Below are 18987 nucleotides of genomic sequence, written 5' to 3'. Positions count from 1 at the left end.
TGACCCAAGTCTATGATTACTATGGGAGTTATACGGAAAAGTACCAATCCCCGGATGACAGGCCATCATACCGCCGCCCTTTTCCGGTTTCCCATAGCCGCCGGCGCATCATCCGGGCTTTGTCGAGCGCTTCGGTCGCAACGCAGGTGTCGTGCATCGAAGCCATGGAGCCCTCTCATCGCTCGACCTCTCGTCGAAGATGCATCGACCGGCTAACGACTCGACACCTGCAATCGGAAGAACTTGCGACGGGGATTGAGGTATCGCTTAGGACGGGTCGGGTCTGGCTTGCGGGGTTCGAGCGAATGCGAGATCCACCGCGCCGGTGCCGACCCGCACCGGCGGAAGCGGAGCCCTCGTGAACAACGGCGCAACGGGAAAGGTGCGATGACGATGCAAGCGAGGAAGCGGTATGCTGTGGCATGCTCCCAAGGAAGCGACCGAGGAGGAGAAGACCGTGAGCGAAGAGAAAAGAATCGAGCGTATCGAGGATATCCCGATTGACTATCGAGGAAGGATCATCGCTCTTGAAAAGATGACCGAGAGACTCGAAAAATACATTTTGGAGCAGCGAAGACTCATAATGGGGGATCGCTATCGTGGGGATCGCTGCGCTCGCTCGGTATTTTTTCGGGGGCGAGTAATCCCGCGCAAGATTGGTATAAGCACCGTAAGCGTGTTTCTTGCGCGCTATCTCGCGATCCCTTGATTAAGAAGGTGGCGGGTTCCGATCCCAATCGCAACCCGAGATGCTCCGGTAGATGGATATGCTCTCGAAGATATCCTCGGATCCGTTCCGGGTCGAGATCGCCCCGTGGACAGGCGCAGGAACGGGGGTGGGTGAAAGTGGCGGGGACGGTGACTAACCACTCGTCCGAACTCGTTTGTTATCAAGGTAAGAACTGAAATCCCATTGAGAAATATGCTATGAATAAAGGGGTTTTAGAGCATGCCCCCGTCGGAGCGAAGGATCCGCGATTCGAAAAAACCGCTCGCAAATCGACCGCAAAGCGGGATTGCGATCCCGCCTGCCCCGTGAACGGGGTGCGCATCCGCCGACCCTAAAGGGGGAGGCGAGATGGCAACCTTTTCCCCCTCGGGGGGTTGGGCGGGCGGCTACTTCGCTTCGCTCGGGGCGCGCACGGGGTCGAGCCTACCTTTGATATACCCGATTTCGGCGTGAAGGTGGGATATGTCATTCTTCACCGCATTGATGCGATCGTTGATGCGAACATCGACCGCTCGAATCTCGGCGATGACCCGCCAATACCCCACTAAGGATGGCAATCCCGAACCCGACCAATATCCCGATCGTTTGCCAATCCATTGACCCCCCCCTTCGCCTCGCTAGATTGATTGATGGGCGCAGGTGCACCCACCCGCTCAACCCCGATCATAGCCCATCCGCTCGGGCAATGGTGCGCTCGGGGCTTTGCCCACCCTTCACCTGAGCACTTGCATTTATTCAATATCAACCATGCTATATCGGATAATAAATATCCTCGCATGACTTATCGGATAAATGCTGGCGAATGCGGGCGGATCGTTCGGGGGGCTTCGAACGGGATCGCCCCCCCCTTCGGGCGCAGGTGAGCGCCGAAGCGGGCTTCGGTCGTGAAGGTGGGTTCGCTCGGGGGGCTGCGCATCGATGCGCTGGGCGAAGGGGCGCCCCAAGCGCATCCGAACACCGAGCGGATGGGGCACATTCGCCCATCAATCGAGCGTAGCGAAGGGGGGTCGATGAGCGAAGTCGAAAAGCAGGAACTCATCGATCGACTATTCAACGATCACGAGATTCGGATGCGGGTCGTGGAAACGGCGGTCAAGGAAATGATCATCGAGCAGAGAGACCTGCGCACCGAGCGGAAGGGCCTGCGCAAAACAATAGCGAAGATGCAAGCGGCTTTGGCCCGCATCCAAACGGGGCTTGCGATCTTCGGTGCACTTTGGCTATGGATCGAAGTGCGACCTTTCGGGGGCTGAGCCCCTGCGCATCAATCCCCCGAGCGGGTGCGCCCGCTTAGGTTGACCGCCCCTTAGCGGTCGGTTATCGCAGCAGCCCCAATCCCTACCGCCCGACGGGTGCGGTGCCCACGCCGACCGCCGAGCCTTCGCCCCGACGAGGGCATGCTCTAAAATCCCTTTGTTTATAGCGTATTTCTCAACGGGGTTTCAATTCTTACCCCGAAAAAATCTCCGTTCGGGCGAGTGGTTAGTCACCGCCCCCGTCACTTTCACCCGCCCCCCGTTCCTGCGCCCGTCCACGGGGTGATCTCGACCCGATGCGTCAGCAGTTCTTAGCGGGAGGCGATACGCCAAGCGAGAACGCCCATCGTAGTCGGCGCACTACGAGGAGCGTTCTTTTTAGGAAATCACATCGAATGGTGCCGAAAAGAAGGGTGCCGAAAAAATATCTTGACATTTCGCTCAAAGTAAGGTAATAATGTAGGAACATCACCGGAAGGGATAACCACTGAGGATATCAGCCATGAAAAAGATAGCAATGATTGTGATGCTCTTCGGCTTCGTCGGGGCGGCTCATGCGGGCTCTCAAGAAGCGACCGGGCAAGTCGGAATCCAGTCTTCGGTCGATATGGATATGACTTCGATGATTCAAGGCGCATCGAGCGTCGGCAGTCACGGCGCAGCGTCCTTGAAGCCGGAGCCGGAGCCGGAATATGACATCAAACTCGGCGAGGACTCGATTTGCGACACCGATGCCTACTCCTGCTTCCATCTGGCGGATAACGATGCCACTACGATCCGAACCGAAGAGACTCAGACGGCGTTTTACTTCGTGGCTATCCTGTGCGCGCTTTATTGCGGGAAATAACCCAATAAAAAAGGGGCTCCGTGCGAGCCCCTTTTTCTCGGTTATCTTTCGGCACTATTCGATATAATTCCCAAAAAAATAGCGCTGATTGCGATGCTCTTCGGCTTCGCCGGTGCGGTGCACGCCGACGCATCATGTACCGCCGAGGGATGCCCCCCGAGCGCATCCGCCGAGACCTTCAAGGCGCAGGACGTGATCGAGGCGATGGATGCCATCGAGGAATCTATGAGCGCAAGGGTCTGCCATCCGATTTTCGGGTGCACTGGATTGAAGCCCGAAGACGGGGGCGAAGAGAGCGAGTGGATCCGAGACCAAGCCGACCGATGAGCCGATCATCACCGCCCAGCCGACCGGCAATGGCGGGTTTATGTCTCCGCCACAGGCGGTGGGATCGTGTGAGATTTCCTGTCGTGATGTGCACGAAGATGATTATGGCAAGTGTATGAGCGATTGCCAGAATCAAAATAAGGCTTCGGTGGATCAATGGATTCTTGATGACATCTAAGATCGACGACAAACCGCTTTGCGATACCGACCCGTAATCTTAGCTTCCATCTGGCGAATAACGACACTACGGTGGATTTCAGCGAGGATGAGCGTCCGATGCAAGTGTCGCCGTCGATGATATTCTTCATAGTCGCTTGGTTTGGCTCATAACGAGTAATAGGCAATAAAAAGGGGCTCTGTGCGAGCCCCTTTTTCTCGGTTATCCGTCGGCACTACCCGATATAATTCCTTTTTTTTAGACCCTGATCGGCAGCGACGCAACGACGGCGCACAAACCTTATGACCCATAGCCTCGAGGAGACCTATATGAATACGAGCGAGGATGGCGGATCGAAGATCGCGATGATCACCGGCGCCGGTAGCGGGGTCGGGCGTTCTTGTGCGCTGGCGATGCTGCGCGAGGGCTGGTCGGTGGTATTGGTCGGGCGGCGAGAAAGCGCGCTTCAAGAGACGAAAGCGATGGCCCAAGGCGCCGCCGATCGAGCCTTGGCGCTTCCGGCGGATGTCAGCGATCCGGATTCGGTGCGAGATCTCTTCGCCGCGACGCATCGACATTTCGGCCGCTTGGATTTTCTTTTCAACAACGCCGGGATCTCCGCCCCCGGGGTCCCGCTCGAGGAGATATCGGTCGAACAGTGGAAAGAAGTGGTCGATATCAACCTCACCGGGGTCTTCCTGTGCACGCAAGCGGCGTTCCGGCTGATGAAAAGCCAGACCCCCGGCGGGGGGCGCATCGTCAATAACGGCTCGATCTCCGCCCATGCCCCGCGCCCGAATTCCTCCCCTTATACCGCCACCAAACATGCCATCACCGGGCTTACTCGCTCGACCTCGCTGGACGGCCGGCGATACGATATCGCCTGCGGCCAGATCGACATCGGCAACGCCTTGACCGAAATGGCGACCCCGATGACCAAGGGGGTTCCCCAAGCCAATGGGGAGATCGCGATCGAGCCGGTCATGGATCCAGAACACGTAGCCCAAGCGCTGCTGTGCATGGCACGCATGCCGCTCGATGCCAATATTCAGACCCTGACGGTCATGGCGACCAAGATGCCCTTTATCGGTCGCGGGTAGTCAATACGGATATTCGAAATGCCCGAGGGGGAAGCCTTCGATTTCGTGGTCGTCGGAACCGGAACCGCCGGAGCCGTCCTCGTCAATCGATTGAGTGCCGACGGTCGCTTTCGGGTGTGTGCCTTGGAGGCCGGCGGACGCGACTCGAATCCCTTCATCCATATCCCCGCCGGATTCATGAAGACCATGACCGATCCGGCGGTGAACTGGCTCTACGAGGCGGAACCCGGCCCCGGCACCGCCGGTCGACGCATCGCCCATCCCCGCGGCAAGACCTTCGGCGGATCGAGCTCGATCAACGGCCACATCTACAACCGAGGGCAGCGGGCGGATTTCGATCACTGGGCCCAGCGCGGCAATCGAGGCTGGGGCTATGCCGATGTACTGCCTTATTTTCGGCGAAGCGAATGCCGGATCGGCGACGGCGACGATCGCTTCCGAGGCCGCGACGGGGAATTCAAGGTCGAGGATCTGCACTGGAAAAATCCGCTGTGCGATGCCTTCATCGAAGGCGCCGAGAGCTTGGGCATCCCGCGCAATCCCGATTACAACGGACAGCGACAAGAGGGTGTCGGTTATTTCCAGCGCAGCGTGCATCGCGCTCGGAGGATGAGCAGCGCAAGAGCGCACCTGCGGCCGGCGATGCGACGCGCCAATGTCGACGTACGTCCTCATGCGCATGCCAGCCGAATCATCTTCGATGGCCCCCGCGCATGCGGGGTCGAGTATTTGCGTGCAGGCTCGCGACATGAGGTCTACGCCACCCGCGAGGTAATCATCGCCGGCGGAGCCGTCAACTCGCCGCAGCTCCTTCAAATTTCGGGGATCGGCCCCCCTTCGCTGCTCGGGGATTTGGGAGTGCCGGTATACCGCGCTCTACCGGGGGTCGGGGAGAACCTGCGCGATCATTATGCCGTGCGGACCGCTTTCAGGGTCAAAGACACCCGGACCATCAACGAACTCGCCCGGGGCTGGCGCCTTGGCATCGAGATCGCCAAGTATTTTCTCGCCGGGAAAGGGATTCTCACCTTGCAGCCGACGCTCGTGGGTTGTTTTTGGAAATCCGACGAGGCCTTGGACGGTGGCGATCTACAGTTGACATTCACCCCCGCCAGCTATCGTCAAGGCGTGCAATCCACCTTGGAAAGCGAGCCGGGGGCGACGATCGCGGTCTGGCAGCAGCGCCCGCAAAGCAGCGGCTTCGTTCGCGCCCGCACCCCGAATCCCCTCGACAAGCCCGTGATTCAACCGAATTATCTCGCCGAGGAATATGACCGACAGGTCATCGTCAAAGGCATTCGGCTGGCGAAACGGCTGATGCGGGCCGCACCGCTGCGGCCTTGGTTCGAGCGCGAGGCGCTTCCGGGGGAGGGGGTCGATCGCGACGAGGATATCCTGGACTTCGTTCGCGAAATCGGCACCACCGCCTTTCATTTGATGGGGAGCTGCCGCATGGGACCGGCAAGCGATCCGATGGCGGTGGTCGACGATCGCCTTCAGGTACATGGCGTCGAGGGCTTGAGGGTCGTCGACGCCTCGATCATGCCGATGATGCCCTCGGCCAATACCAACGCCTCCACCTTGATGATCGGCGAGAAAGCCGCCGATTTGATCCTCGATAAAGACCCGCCCGAAGCGGCGACGCTTTGAGTGCCTTCGAATCATGAACGCGATCGATCGATTCAAAACCGAATCCACTCGATACTTTTCATAATGACCACCCCACCTATCCCTTGCGGGAAGAGCCCCGGGGCTCTTGTCAGCGGGGTGGAACCTTTACCGGCCATCTCTCGGATACCCCAAAATATCTTCGCCAATGCCTTGGCCGCCCGCATCCTAGGAGTGTTGGAGCGGGCGATATACTCACCTATGCACCGATCGGGGCATGACGATCAAATACGGAAAAAAGGGAATTATATCGGATAGTGCCGAAAAAAAGGGGGAGGTCGAACCTGCGGGCTCACCCGCTCGAAGTCGATGCGGCGAAAAGGCTTACCCTCCGAAGACGTGCACTCCGATCACCACGCACGCTATTACCGCAGCTGCGATGGCGTTGATCACGGCTACGCTTCGGTTGATACCTGCGATTTGTACTTGGATGTCCACCAACGATTTGCGAATCTCGACGATCTCACGCTCGAAACGCCCCGCGGCCGTTTCCATCGACTGCATCCGAACTTCGTAATCGACTGCCCATTTGTCCATCACCCGCTTTTCGTCGTCGCTCATGTGAGCCCCCTTCGCTTCTCTCGGTGGGTGGATGGGCGCAGGTGCACCCCTCGACTTCGAGCATAGAGCACCCCGTCGGTGAACGGATGCGCTCGGGGCTCGAACTCGGCCCCGTGCTCAAGGCCTAGCACCCCATAATATACAGGATATTTTCATAGCATATTCGCCAATATATCGGCGAAGGTGGATACCCGCTCGGGGGGCGATCCCGACGCACCGAGCGGGTGGGCGAAGGCTCAACCTGCGTCCCGTTCACCGAGCGGATGCGCAAACGGGGCGGGCGGAAAGCGAAAGCCCAAGACCCGACCCCGGGGCGGGATCGTGACCGCCGCCCGGTTCGCGAACGCGCAGGGGTTAAACGGGGTGCACGCTTCGACCGAGGGGCACGCTCGAACTGCTTCCCCCGATCTATCCGATGGGGACCGACTTCGAGCGCATAAGGTCACAAAGTCACGGGGATTCGGGGGCTACCCGGCCTCGATCTTCGGCAGGAAGAAAACCTCGGCGTTTTCCGGCAGTGGCTGGAAATGGACGGTATCGTGGATTTCGCCGTTGATGGCAACGGCGGTTTCTTCTTCGAGCCAAGCACCTAGCCCGGGAAAGCGTTGATCCATCTTGCGAACGAGCTCGCGCATGGTACGCGCCTCGATCTCGAATTCCTTGCACCCCCCGGTGCGCTCCAAGCCGGTGCCGGTGGATAAAACGACGCGAACGCTCATTGTTTCAAGTCCCCCGAAAAGGCTTATCAAGGCTCGTATTCGAATGAACCGGGTTCCGTCGAAGGCTTGCGAATACGGTGTGATACGAGATCGAACGATACGGCGAAGAGAGGATCAGACGATTCAAAAGGGCCGGCCTCAACCCTTCAAAGCTCGGGATCTTGGCGATGATTGAGAGCGTGGAGGATACGAGGGGGGGACATCGGCAACTCTTGCATCCTTCTTCCCACGGCATCGGCCACCGCATTGGCGATTGCGGCCATCGGCGGACAGATACTGACCTCGCCGACCCCTTTGACACCGTAGGGATGATTGGGATTGGGCACCTCGACCACGATCGGCTCGATCATCGGGACATCCGAGGAAACCGGCACCCGATAATCCAAAAAACCCGGATTGCTCATCGTCCCGCTTGCTTCGTCGTAGATATATTCCTCGTTCAAGGCCCATCCGATCCCTTGGACCACCCCGCCTTGGATCTGCCCTTCGACATAGGAAGGGTGAATGGCTCGCCCGGCATCCTGAGCGGCGACGAAGCGCAAGATGCTCACGCGTCCGGTTTCGGGATCGACCTCCACATCGCAGAACTGGGTTGAAAACCCGGGGGCCTGACCGCCGGCATTGACCGTCCCGGTGGCGGCGATCGGGCCGCCGGTGGCGCTGAATTTGGCGGCGATCTCCTGAAAAGAGAGGGGCTCGAACTCGGCGATCTTGCCGCCGGCGGCGTCGACGGCGGGAACGGCATGGCCATTCTCCCAAGCGACACGCTCCACATCCACATCGCGCAGCAAAGCGGCGCGAGCGCGCATATCGTCGATCACCTTCTTGCAGGCATCGATCACCGCAAGGCCGGTGGCGTAGGTCACTCGGGAGCCGCCGGTTACATGACAATAGGGCACGGTCTGGGTATCGGCGACCTCGGAGCGGATCCGGTGGTAGTCGATCCCCAACGTCTCGGCGGCCATGATCGCCATCGATGCCCGGGTTCCTCCGATATCGGGGCTGCCGGTGGCGATAGTCAAGGTGCCGTCGGCATTGACGGAGACCGTCGCCCCCGAATCCCCGCCGCCATTGAACCAATAACCGGAGGCGACTCCCCGCCCTTGATTCGGCCCGAGCGGCGCCTGATATCCGGGATGATCGCGCAAGGCATCGATGGTCTCGACATAGCCGCCATGGGCGAGCTGCGGACCGTAAACCATACGAGTGCCGATCCGGGCGGCGTTCAGCCGTCTGAATTCCAAAGGATCCATACCGATGGTCTTGGCCGCGATATCGATGGTGCTTTCGACCGCAAAAGCCGATATCGGCGAGCCGGGGGCGCGATAGGCCGCCGCCTTGGGTCGATTGCTGACCACGTCATAGCCAATGGTGCGTTGGTTGGCGATGGAATAGGGAGCGAAGGCGCACATGCAGCCGTTCATCACCGGCGAGCCGGGGAAAGCCCCGGACTGATAGCGCAAGATCGCTTCCGCGGCCCGCATGGTGCCGTCTCGACAAACGCCTATCTTGATGGTCATCGAAGCGCCGGAGGTCGGGCCGGTGGCCTTGAAAACCTCTTCTCGGGACATGCTCATCCGCACCGGATGACCGGAAAGCCTCGAAAGAACGAGGGCCACGGGTTCGAGATAGACGACCGTCTTGCCGCCGAAGCCGCCCCCGATCTCGGCGGGGTTGACCTTCAAATCACCGATGGTCATGCCGGTCAGGCGCGCGGTGAGATTGCGCACCGCGAAATGCCCTTGGCTCGATGTCCAGATCTCCCCCTTGCCTCCTTGCCATTGCGCAAGACAGGCCTGAGGCTCGATATAGGCTTGGTGGACGGGGGCGGTACGAAAATGCCTCTCGACGATCTCGTCGGCATCGGCGAAACCGGCCTTTACATCCCCCATCTCGAAGCAAACCCGCTTGGAGATATTGGAGGGCTCGGTCGGCGGCGGCTCGACACCGCGGGTGAACATATCCTCGAAGAGCAAGGGGGCGTCCTTGGCCATCGCCCGCTCGACATCGATCACATGGGGCAAGGGCTCGTAGTCGACCTCGATAAGAGCGAGCGCCCGGCGGGCGATGGAAGCGCTTGTCGCCGCCACCGCCGCCACCGCATGCCCCTCGTAAAGCGCCTTCTCGCGCGCCAGGATATTGCGGGTGATATGCCAAAAGTTGAGCGCAAGGCGTTCGGGTCCGCTGTATTCGAAAGGATGATCCGGAAGATCCGCACCGGTGATCACCGCTTTGACCCCGGGCAAAGCGGCGGCGCGCTCGGTATCGATGGAAAGAATACGGGCATGGGCATGCGGACTGCGCAGCACCTTGCCGTAAAGGGCTCCGGGCAGGGTGAAATCCGCTCCGTATTTCGCCGCTCCCGTGACTTTCTCCAATCCGTCCGGGCGCACCGGGCGACTTCCGACCCAGCGATAAGCGTTGCGTGTCGCACACATAACGACAGCCCTCATGGTCAGGCTTTTCCGATCCGGCGAAGCGGAAATCATGCTTTGATCGAAAAAACCGCTAAGGAATACGACCTGCGCTCACCAAGCAATTCTCTGGGGATCGCGATCGACCGCGACCCTTGCAATGCCGCGATCGGATTTTTTCAAAAAAGAGGAATTGCCCTTGCGGAAGGCTTTCAACATGCCTTGATGATATTCAAGATACCCGAAAAACGAAGCCGGCGTTTCGAATAAGCGATGGGTTCTCGACGAGCGATGCTCTGGCTTCGACCCAAGTCAATGCCAATCCTCGATATCCACAGCCGATATCCACAATCGATATCCGCAAACGATTCTTTCCTCGGCACCATTCCAATCGGATGGTCAGGCGCTCGGATTTCTCGTTCTCGTATCGATCTCTATCTCTTTCGCCGCATGCTCACGCCGCACCCTTTACGACTTCAAGGGTGCGGCGCATATCCATCTCATATCCATCGGAATATCTATAAGACGTCAGGGGCTACCGGTTGCACTGTTGTTGACCAGCGCTCCGCCACCGCCGGTGCGGGTCAACACCTGCACCGTGAAGGGCTGATTCGAGCGCAGCTCGCACGCCAGACTCATATCGTTCCACCGATAGCGGATGATGTCGGCGAGCGATTCGCTTTGCAGATGGAGCACGGACCCCGAAAGCAAAGAACCCAACGCGCCATCGTATCGATTGCCTGCATCGTCGTAACACGCCAGACTCATCTCGTGGCAACGCACGCCGTTCTCGGAGATGCATCGGATACGCAAATTCGACTTCTCCGAATTCCCGGGCGAGGATATCGATTCAACATCCGCTCGGTGCACATCTCCCTCGGGAGCCGAGCGGAGGAAAGCGGTGTTGTTGACCAACACCCCGTCGCCCGAACGCGTCCATATCTGCGCCGATATCTCGGAAATGCTACGGAGATCGCATCCCAAACGACCCCGCCCTGCCCAACTGCCGCCGATGACCTCGGCCAATCGAGCGTTGGTCAAGGTCGTCGTGCCAAAAGCCGGAATCGGGCTCGGGAGTTCGCCGGAGAAGGGAGTCCCGTCTTGAGCCTTGCAATCCATGTACACCGTGCAGGGAGTGTTTTGAGCGCAACGCACGCGCATGGTCGCACTGTCGTGCACGGTTGCCGGCGGGAAAGCCAACGCCCGAGTCTTTACCGGCCATCCGATCCCGGTCTCGTCGATCACCTCGACGGCAAGCCTCGTATCGGGAAATCCGTCGGCCACCAAGGTGATGGTATCGAGATGGCTCGTGGTATCGGCATCGGCATCGGCGGAAACCCTCACCACCACCGGATCTTTCCAAGTCGAAGGACCGAAGGAGATCTGAGGCGGGCTCAACCTCAACACCGGATTGGTTCTTTGCAAGTCGACCACGACCTCCGATGTCGGCCGACCGTTGAGCCGCACATGAAGAAACGAAGCGCGTCCTTCGACGATCACTATCCTCTCCTCGGGGGAGAGAATGAAGCGCGGAGAGATTTGCTCGAGTTCTTGGTCGGCATCCGCGACGCTCACCTCGAAGCGACGATCGAAGATACCGGTCGCGGCGATGGTAACGGTATCGGAGTCGTCATCGGTATCGTTGTCATCGCGGGCGAATATCCTGACGCTTTGCGCTGTCTGCCAGTTCGAAAGCGTGAACGTCAACACCCTGGGATTCAAAGTGATATCTTCGTTCTCGTTCGAAAGCCGGACTTGGATTTGATCCGCATTCGGCGGCTTGTCGAGCGCGAAATAAAGGGTCTGGCCCGCACTCTCCTCCAATCTCAAACCGCCGGCGGGGGATTTGATCACGGTGAAGGTCGTATCGTTCACCCTCACCGGGAGAGTCGCTCCCGAGACGTCCTGGCTGGTGATGACGATCGAATCGGTATCGTCGATGGTATCGATATCCCGAGCCGCCTTGACGGTGACGGTCATCCTTTGATCCCAATTCAAGGTGCTAAAGGACAGGATATTCTGCACCCCATCGAGATTCGGATCGACATCGACGGTGACGTCTTGGTTATCGTTCGAGAAATTCAGATTGACATTGCCGCTCGGGCGCTTCCAAAGACGGACCGTGAATGTCGACTCGCCTTCCTCGTCCACTTCGAGGGTGTCGACGGAAAAACGAATATCGTCGTTGTCATCCACTTCGATGAGTTTGTCAACGGTGCGCCCGGTGAGCCCGCTTCCGGTGGCGGTCAAAATGACGGTGCCTCTATCGTCATCCGGATCGTCATCCTCGGCGACGGAAACGCTGACATTTCGCGATGAATTCCAGTTCGCGGTGCTGAAAGAAAACGATTCCGGGGAGACCGTGATGTCCTGGTTGGTGCTCGAAACGGCAACGTCGACGTCTCCGGTCGGCCGAGCGGCGAGTCTGAAGGAGAAAACCCTCGAAGCACCTTCCGGTATGACCAAAGCATCGTCGGAAGACAACCTGAAGGGTCTTTCCCTCAAGTCGACCGCTTTGGTCATGGTCGCCGATATCCCCCCGGTCGCGGTCAGGGTGATGGTGTCGGTATCGTCCGTCGAATCGCTATCGACTATCGACATGACGGAGACGGTTTGAGGGACGGTGGAGTTGGTGGGAGTAAAGGTCAACGCAGTCTGATTGCCCGCAATATTGGGGTTGGTATCGAAGGTGATATCCGAGTTGGTATTCGTCAATGCCACTGTGACGTCCGTGGTCGGAGTATTGCCGCTGAGATTGACGGTCATCTCGTGAGTGCGACCCTCGTCGAAGACGAGCGTTCCGGCGGGTCTGACCACGATCCTGGGAGTGTCGTCATCGATGATCGTCAGGGCTTTCGTCGATGTGGCGGTGATCCCTCCGGTGGCGGCAAAAGTGATGGTGTCGGTCTCGTCCGTCACGTCTGCATCGTGCACCACCGTGATGACGACGGATTGCGGATCCGTTGAATTTTGGGGGGTGAAGGTCAACGCCTGCTGATCGCCATCGGCATTGGGATCGGTGTCGATCTTGACGTCAGCGTTGCTCTTGCCGATGTTGACGGTGACGTTTTGGGTCGGAGCTTGACCGCCGAGCATGACGGCGATGGTCAGCGAATTCCCCTCGGTGATGGTGAGCGGGCCTTCGCGATCGAAATCGACGCTGCTAACCTCGTCATCGTCCACGGTGACCGTCGTGATCTGATCGGCAGCAGTCAAGTTATTCGAGGTGACGGCCAAGGCGATCGTGACACTTTCGTCCGCGGAATCGTCATCGTCCACCGGAGAGACGGTCACCGTCTGCGTCGTGGTGGAGTTCGCCGGAGTGAAGGTCAACGTTGCCGGCGAGACCGTAACCGCACCCGTATCGGCGCTTGTCACCGACAAGACAACATTCTGTGTCGGGGCGGTGCCGCCGAGACTGACGAAGAACGTACCGTCATTGCCGCCCTCGTCGAGAGAAACCGTAGGGCTGCTCACCACGATACTCCCCGAAGGAGGCGTGTCGTCGTCATCCACGGAGACGATCAGGCTTTTCCTTGCGAACTCTCTGCTTCTGGTCACTCCCCCATCTGAATCATCCACCTCGATCACCAAAATGATCGTGTCGACTTCGTCATCGTAATCGCTGTCTTCGGCCGCCTCGATGGAGAGCGTTATGGTATTGCTCCAGTTCGAGGTATTGATATTGCTAGAGGACAACGTTACGTCTTCGAAGACGCTGCCGCTTGGGTTGATCACCTTCAAAACCACATCGGTGGTCGGGGCTTCGCTGAGGGTGACGGCGACATTGACCGTACTGCCCTCCTCGACGGTGATGGTTTCGGGATCGACCATGATGGTGCCGTCGAAGGGCGTAGGCGCATCATCATCCACCTCTACCCTTCTACTCACATCCGAAGCCCGATAACCGGCGCCGGCCGATAGCGTGACGGTGACCGACTCATCGAGCACGCCGCTATCGATAACGGGGGTGAGCGTCACCGTTTGCGGCGTTTGGTAGTTCGAGGCACTGAAGGTCAAAGAAGCAGGAGAAACCGTGACCGCACCGGTATCGTCGCTCGTCACCGTGATGGTGGCACTCGCTTTCGGGGGTGCGCCCAAGGTGACGGCCAAGGAGCCGGCGCTACCGCCCTCGATGAGATTGATCACACCTGCGCTCACTACGATCTCCCCGTCATCATCGGCGACGGTGATCGTTTTCGTCTGATCGATGGCGGTGGTACCGCTGGTAGCGGAAACGGTGATGTTCACCGATTCGTCCGTGCCGTCGTTATCACTACCCGCCGGGGTGACGATCACCGTCTGCGCCGTAGAGTAGTTCGAAGTGGTGAAAGTCAGCGTGCGGGGCGAGACCGTGACCAAATTCGTATCGCCGCTTGCCACCGACAAGGTAACGGGGCCACTGCTCGGTTCTTTGCTGAGTTCGACGGTGAAGGTGCCGGGACCACCCCCCTCGTTGACGGTGACCGCCGCATCGCTCAATACGATGCCATCGTCATCGTCGAACACGGTGGCCGTACCCGTCGCGACCGCAGCGTAGACACCGCTGGTAATGGCAGGTGTGGCGGTGATGGTGGCGGTATCGTTGACCCCATCGGCATCTTGCGCCCCGGTGAGGGTGATGGTCTGAGCGGTGTTCTTGTTGCTTTCCGTAAATGTCAACGAGGTCGGAGTGATGGTCACATCCGAGTTGTCGCTCGTGAAGTTGATGACCAAATTCTGTGTGATGATCGCTTGAGAATCGCTCACGATGATGGCGATCGTGGCGCCCGACGAACCTCCTTCGTCCAGCGATGTACTACCGACGGAGATGGTGGCGACCGGTAGTTTCGTCGCTTCGCTGTATGTCACCCCGCTGCTGCCGCAATCGTTGGCGGTGATATTGCAGGCCGCATAGCCCGAAGAATACTGCGTTGCGGCATCGGTGTATTCGAGACAAACCGTTTGAGGATTTTCAGCGACTCCAATGGTGCCGCTTGATCCGGCATCTATCGTGGCGCTAGTCCCCGTTCTGGCATTGCATTGTGTTGCCCCCGGGATGTTGAGGGTTTTATAACCTGTCAACGAAACATCATGAGCGCAGGTGCTCGTGTAACTCCCGGAATTGCCCACGGGGCGAGCGATACAATCTTTCGCCGCCGTGATTTGCGCGCCCGCAGTGCCGGGGAAGGCTGCAAGCATCGACAACGAGCCGAGGATGAGGGTGAGGGTGAAAACGATCGCCGAGCGAAGCGGTCTTTCGGTAGGCGAGCCATCGAGCGGCACCGGAGCCGGATACTGGTTCGAACCGGTGCAATCAATCGTTGTGGTGTTCATCGTCAATGGCACTCCTTGTCACGGCTGCTCGTTGATTAGGCTTGGCTGTGAAAAACCCGCCGCCTCGGTTGTTTTTCGGGCACTTGGAGGCGTTGGGGCATTTTTTCGCATTGGCATTATATCCCAATCCGCTTTGAAACCACCGGAATCGAAAAGCGAATCCGATGGAAAACGATGCGCTTTATGGGCTTATCGACGCACCCTCTTCTACGTATTCTTGCCAAAATCCTGCGACTACCGGCGAGATCACCCTTGCCTTCTCGATGCAAAAAAAGCGATGCCCTGATTCGGCGTTCGAAAAAATACCGCTCGAAATCGATTCCAAGGCTTTTTTTCACTCCGACTCGGGTATCCGATATGGGTTGGAAGACCGGGTTCGGTTCTTAGTCGACAAGGCGCTTCGCCGAGACGAAGCAGGCGTCTTCGGCTTCGTTGCGGACTGCGCGAAACAGATTGATACGCTGTCTCGATCTCGGGGCGGCATCGCGAAAGATCCCACCCCGTTCGCCGGCGGTGCTGTAAAGAAAACTCAAGGTCTCGGCTGCGGTGTACTCGTCATAAGGCATATTCGCCGCGATTCGGTCGATCTGACAAATACAAGGATATAGGGTGTCATAGCTCTGCCCCCCTCGATCGGCCATGCATCCGAGCACGAATTCGACCCTGGCTTGGGTGGGAAAATCATTGGCGGCCGCAGCGCTCGAAGCAAAACTCCCCGCAACGAGGAAAAAGGCGAGGAAGGCGGCGATACCCGACCGATACCAGCGGGGGTTCGACAAGCGGTCGTTCATTGTCTATCCTTCGATTCGGTTTTTCAGGTGAGATTCTTCGATGCTTTCGAATTAGACCGATTGAAACGATTGCACGATCCGCAAAGAACGATACGCTCTCGGCTTTCGTTTTTCGATTCGTTTTCGTCGATGGTAGCGAAGAATTCGTCTTTTTTGTCGAAATTCGCTTCGATATCGTCCTCTTGGTCGTCGATGTCTCCAATTTCGATCCTCAGGTCTTCATCGTCTCGTCGGAAAATATACCGCAAGAGCGAGCGGGGCCGTCGCAAGGGAATTGGATGCCGACCGAAGCGGTCCGGATTTTTCTTTGGCTTCGCCGACGAGCGAAAAATCTTTCGAACCCGATACCCCGATATCATGCCCCGTTGTCAGGGCGCTTTATCGACGCTACGCATCACGGAAGACCGCCGACATGAACAACGCGATCCTTTTTCGATGTGCCTTGGTAGGGTTGTGGATGGCCGCTTTGGCCATCGGACCGATGAAAAGCGCTTTGGCCGCCGATGCTGCGAAACGGGTGGCGGTGCTCGATATCGAACTGCTCAAGGCGGACTATTTGCCGAATGCCGAGCGCACCACCGAGGAGGATCGGCAACTGCTGAACATGTCCGCCGATTTGATCCGAACGCGGCTTCGCAAGGAGGGTTACGATGTCGTGCCCGCCTCGCTCACCCGAGAGGCGATCGCCGCTGCGGATCCGGGTCAACGACTCCATCAGTGCAATGGCTGCGAGATCGATATCGCCCAAGGTCTGAATGCCGACTGGGTGGCCATCGGCTGGATCCAAGTGGTGAGCTATCTGATCGTGAATCTCAATGTCGTGGTCTTGGAGGTCGAAAAGGGCCGCGAAGTGGGGCGAGCCTTCGTGGACCTGCGCGGCTACAACGAGCGTTCCTTGAAACGCGCCACCTTGTATCTGCTGGATCATCTGCTCGTGGAACGCTTGGCCAAAAACCGCGCGATGCCTTGATCCGGGCATCGGGAAATACTTGCCCGCTCAAAATGCCCGCTCAACGGGCGATGAGGGGAAACCCGCCTACTGCCCATCATCCCTCGGCACCGGTATGATCGACTCCATCGGCAGCCCTTGGCGCGCCCAGCCATCGGTACCATCCGGATACCAGATCACTTGGCCATAACCCCATCGATAGGCCCTGCGGGCTGCATTCCAACCCATCCAGCAATCCTCGAGACAGAAGAAAACCATCGGCCGAGCAAAATCCCCGGCGCTCAGCCGCTCGATATTCTCCTTGAAGTAGTTCTCCTCCACGATCGGCAAAAGCCCGTAGCCGATATTCGGCAACCATACGCTTCCAACGATGGTCGTGCGCTCGGGAGGAAACCACAGGGCATCATCGTTCATTCCTTTCGGACGCCGAGGCGACGGGAGCACATCGATCAGCAAGGGGGGGGATGCGCCCTCGACCAATCGCTGCATCTCTTCGGTCGAAACCGTGCGCACCCCGCTTAGCGAACAGGGCACCGCCGAGCGATAATTTTCCGTTCGGTAGGCATCCGGCTCTTCGTCGATACAGGCTTCGGCGGCCAGGATGCCGGCGCCGGGATCGAGGGCGACGATGCCCAAGACCGCCAACAAAATCGCCCTTGACGCTCGGCCGCCGGGATTTGCGGCAAAACTCCACATCGATGATCGGTGGTACCGGTAGGCCCTCTTCGCCGGGCGAAGCTCGAATCTTCCGGACAATGCTTCGAAGATCGCCCCGCAAGAGGCCAAATAGCGAGCGAGTCTCGACAATGCACCACGAAAACGATGAGGCAGCGCATTGCCTCGCCTGCGAATCCCCAATCCCGCTTCCTGCCGTTCCTCGTTCATCGATGAGATATCCCAAAAGAAGAACCATGTTCTCGAAGACAACGACAATACCGACTTGCACGAGTCGCTTGCATGAATCGACCGCTCGATCTCGATGGGAGACAACCCCTTTGTACATCCTCGCCCTTGTCCGCAGAACCCTTCCCGCCATCGCTGCCGGAATGGTACTCGTCCTTTTTTCCTCGCTTTCCTTGCCGACGAAAGCACAACCCGCACCTTTGGCGGGGCAGAGCGCCAAGCCTCTCGATCTCGACGAGATCGCCGAGGGGATCCATGTCTATGCCGGAGCGCATGACGAAGATGCCACGCCCGGCAATTTGGGGGGCTTTTCCAACGCCGCTCTGGTGATCGGCAAGCGCTCCATCGCGGTCATCGATAGCGGTGGCAGTCGGGCTTTCGGCCTTCGTCTGCGAGCGAGCGCCCGCGCCCTGTCCGATCTGCCGATTCGCTATGTCATCAATACCCACGTCCACCCGGATCATATCTTCGGCAACGGCGCATTCGATGACGCGCAAAGCGTGGTTGTCGGCCACCACAAACTCCCCCGGGCTCTCCTTGCGCGCGCATCTTTTTATCTGGAGAACTTCGGACGGCGGATCGGGGCGAGGTTCGAAGGCACGCGAGCGATCCCCCCTACGATGACCGTGGATCGATCGATGCGAATCGATCTCGGCGAGCGGGAGTTGATCCTCGATGCTTGGTCGACGGCGCATACCGACAATGACCTGACGGTTTTCGACCCTGCGACCGGCACCCTCTTCGCCGGCGATCTGCTTTTCGTCGACCGCCTGCCAATCATCGACGGTAGCCTCAAAGGTTGGCTGCAAGTCCTGACCGAGTTGCGCTCGATACCGGCACGGCGCGTCGTGCCCGGACACGGACCCGCTTTCGCACCGTGGCCGAATGCCCTCGATGCCCAAGAGCGCTACTTTCGCGCTTTGCTTCGAGATACGAGAGCGGCCTTGGATGCAGGTCATCGTATCGAAAGGGCCATCGAGAGCGTTGCGAGCGAGGAAAGAGGCCGTTGGATCCATTTCGATATCGGACACCCCCGCAATATCACCGCCGCTTTCACCGAATTGGAGTGGGAGTGATCCTTAATCATCCATGCTCTTTTCCATCATCCGCCGATGGCCGCCCCGCCGACGGCGAGGGGATTTCCTACTCGCCATCGATCCCTTGGCCGGCAGCCATTCCCCATCTCATCGCACAGTCACGAGGTATCTGCAGATCAACGAAGCACGGATTCACCGTCAACCGATCGATG

General features: G+C 58.8%; 14 protein-coding genes. 7 read left to right on the top strand and 7 right to left on the bottom strand.

Features of this window, described 5'->3' with window-relative positions; genetic code table 11:
* Positions 1–28: 28 nt before the first annotated feature.
* Entirely contained in the window at positions 29–166 is a 138-nt protein-coding gene (locus BF99_RS22810) for a hypothetical protein (protein ID WP_156013189.1), read from the bottom strand.
* 1448 nt (positions 167–1614) lie between these two features.
* Here BF99_RS22810 and BF99_RS20330 point away from each other — a divergent pair.
* The 5 genes from BF99_RS20330 to BF99_RS0106130 all read left to right on the top strand — a co-directional run bounded on the left by BF99_RS20330 (position 1615) and on the right by BF99_RS0106130 (position 6067).
* Complete coding sequence (locus BF99_RS20330) at positions 1615–1983, top strand: hypothetical protein (RefSeq protein ID WP_038097466.1); 369 nt, start codon at positions 1615–1617, stop codon at positions 1981–1983.
* Between the two features lie 505 nt (positions 1984–2488).
* On the top strand, positions 2489–2833 hold the full coding sequence (locus BF99_RS0106145) for a hypothetical protein (protein WP_156013188.1): 345 nt from the start codon (positions 2489–2491) through the stop codon (positions 2831–2833).
* Between the two features lie 93 nt (positions 2834–2926).
* Positions 2927–3160, top strand: coding sequence for a hypothetical protein (locus BF99_RS0106140; RefSeq protein ID WP_025770180.1), 234 nt, complete (start codon positions 2927–2929; stop codon positions 3158–3160).
* 459 nt (positions 3161–3619) lie between these two features.
* A complete protein-coding gene (locus BF99_RS0106135; RefSeq protein WP_231471318.1) occupies positions 3620–4417 on the top strand; it encodes an SDR family oxidoreductase in 798 nt (265 codons plus the stop codon).
* 18 nt (positions 4418–4435) lie between these two features.
* Positions 4436–6067: a GMC family oxidoreductase gene (locus BF99_RS0106130; RefSeq protein WP_025770178.1), complete on the top strand. Its 1632-nt coding sequence runs from the start codon at positions 4436–4438 to the stop codon at positions 6065–6067.
* A 342-nt stretch (positions 6068–6409) separates the two neighbouring features.
* Here BF99_RS0106130 and BF99_RS0106120 read toward each other — a convergent pair whose 3' ends face one another.
* The 5 genes from BF99_RS0106120 to BF99_RS20320 all read right to left on the bottom strand — a co-directional run bounded on the left by BF99_RS0106120 (position 6410) and on the right by BF99_RS20320 (position 15886).
* On the bottom strand, positions 6410–6646 hold the full coding sequence (locus BF99_RS0106120; protein ID WP_025770176.1) for a hypothetical protein: 237 nt from the start codon (positions 6644–6646) through the stop codon (positions 6410–6412).
* A gap of 467 nt (positions 6647–7113) precedes the next feature.
* On the bottom strand, positions 7114–7365 hold the full coding sequence (locus tag BF99_RS20325; RefSeq protein WP_156013187.1) for a MoaD/ThiS family protein: 252 nt from the start codon (positions 7363–7365) through the stop codon (positions 7114–7116).
* Positions 7366–7511: 146 nt separating this feature from the next.
* Positions 7512–9818 (bottom strand): xanthine dehydrogenase family protein molybdopterin-binding subunit, encoded by a 2307-nt coding sequence (locus BF99_RS0106110; protein WP_197019056.1) that lies wholly within the window; start codon positions 9816–9818, stop codon positions 7512–7514.
* Positions 9819–10307: 489 nt separating this feature from the next.
* The gene (locus BF99_RS0106100) at positions 10308–15095 is read right to left on the bottom strand and encodes a beta strand repeat-containing protein (RefSeq protein ID WP_156013186.1); all 4788 of its coding nucleotides are present in this window, start codon (positions 15093–15095) and stop codon (positions 10308–10310) included.
* A 383-nt stretch (positions 15096–15478) separates the two neighbouring features.
* Positions 15479–15886, bottom strand: coding sequence for a hypothetical protein (locus BF99_RS20320; protein WP_025770170.1), 408 nt, complete (start codon positions 15884–15886; stop codon positions 15479–15481).
* A 412-nt stretch (positions 15887–16298) separates the two neighbouring features.
* Between BF99_RS20320 and BF99_RS0106080 the strand changes: the two genes are divergently transcribed.
* Positions 16299–16856, top strand: a complete 558-nt coding sequence (locus BF99_RS0106080; protein WP_156013185.1) for a DUF2380 domain-containing protein — start codon at positions 16299–16301, stop codon at positions 16854–16856.
* A gap of 66 nt (positions 16857–16922) precedes the next feature.
* Here the strand turns inward: BF99_RS0106080 and BF99_RS0106075 are convergent, their stop codons facing one another.
* Positions 16923–17720, bottom strand: coding sequence for a hypothetical protein (locus BF99_RS0106075; protein WP_051482799.1), 798 nt, complete (start codon positions 17718–17720; stop codon positions 16923–16925).
* A gap of 110 nt (positions 17721–17830) precedes the next feature.
* On the opposite strand from BF99_RS0106075, the gene BF99_RS0106070 reads away from it, so the two are divergent.
* Positions 17831–18814, top strand: a complete 984-nt coding sequence (locus tag BF99_RS0106070; RefSeq protein WP_025770166.1) for a quinoprotein relay system zinc metallohydrolase 2 — start codon at positions 17831–17833, stop codon at positions 18812–18814.
* Positions 18815–18987 lie beyond the last annotated feature (173 nt).

It is taken from the genome of Thioalkalivibrio sp. HK1 (assembly GCA_000583135.1).
GTDB lineage: Bacteria > Pseudomonadota > Gammaproteobacteria > HK1 > HK1 > HK1.
This window is presented reverse-complemented; position numbering and strand designations above follow the sequence as displayed.

What these genes read in the sequence shown, in the direction of transcription:
- BF99_RS22810 (WP_156013189.1), bottom strand. Translation starts at nt 166, where the DNA reads ATGGCTTCGATGCACGACACCTGCGTTGCGACCGAAGCGCTCGACAAA.
- BF99_RS0106145 (WP_156013188.1), top strand. Translation starts at nt 2,489, where the DNA reads ATGAAAAAGATAGCAATGATTGTGATGCTCTTCGGCTTCGTCGGGGCG.
- BF99_RS0106140 (WP_025770180.1), top strand. Translation starts at nt 2,927, where the DNA reads ATGCTCTTCGGCTTCGCCGGTGCGGTGCACGCCGACGCATCATGTACC.
- BF99_RS0106135 (WP_231471318.1), top strand. Translation starts at nt 3,620, where the DNA reads ATGACCCATAGCCTCGAGGAGACCTATATGAATACGAGCGAGGATGGC.
- BF99_RS0106130 (WP_025770178.1), top strand. Translation starts at nt 4,436, where the DNA reads ATGCCCGAGGGGGAAGCCTTCGATTTCGTGGTCGTCGGAACCGGAACC.
- BF99_RS0106120 (WP_025770176.1), bottom strand. Translation starts at nt 6,646, where the DNA reads ATGAGCGACGACGAAAAGCGGGTGATGGACAAATGGGCAGTCGATTAC.
- BF99_RS20325 (WP_156013187.1), bottom strand. Translation starts at nt 7,365, where the DNA reads ATGAGCGTTCGCGTCGTTTTATCCACCGGCACCGGCTTGGAGCGCACC.
- BF99_RS0106110 (WP_197019056.1), bottom strand. Translation starts at nt 9,818, where the DNA reads ATGAGGGCTGTCGTTATGTGTGCGACACGCAACGCTTATCGCTGGGTC.
- BF99_RS0106100 (WP_156013186.1), bottom strand. Translation starts at nt 15,095, where the DNA reads ATGAACACCACAACGATTGATTGCACCGGTTCGAACCAGTATCCGGCT.
- BF99_RS20320 (WP_025770170.1), bottom strand. Translation starts at nt 15,886, where the DNA reads ATGAACGACCGCTTGTCGAACCCCCGCTGGTATCGGTCGGGTATCGCC.
- BF99_RS0106080 (WP_156013185.1), top strand. Translation starts at nt 16,299, where the DNA reads ATGAACAACGCGATCCTTTTTCGATGTGCCTTGGTAGGGTTGTGGATG.
- BF99_RS0106075 (WP_051482799.1), bottom strand. Translation starts at nt 17,720, where the DNA reads ATGAACGAGGAACGGCAGGAAGCGGGATTGGGGATTCGCAGGCGAGGC.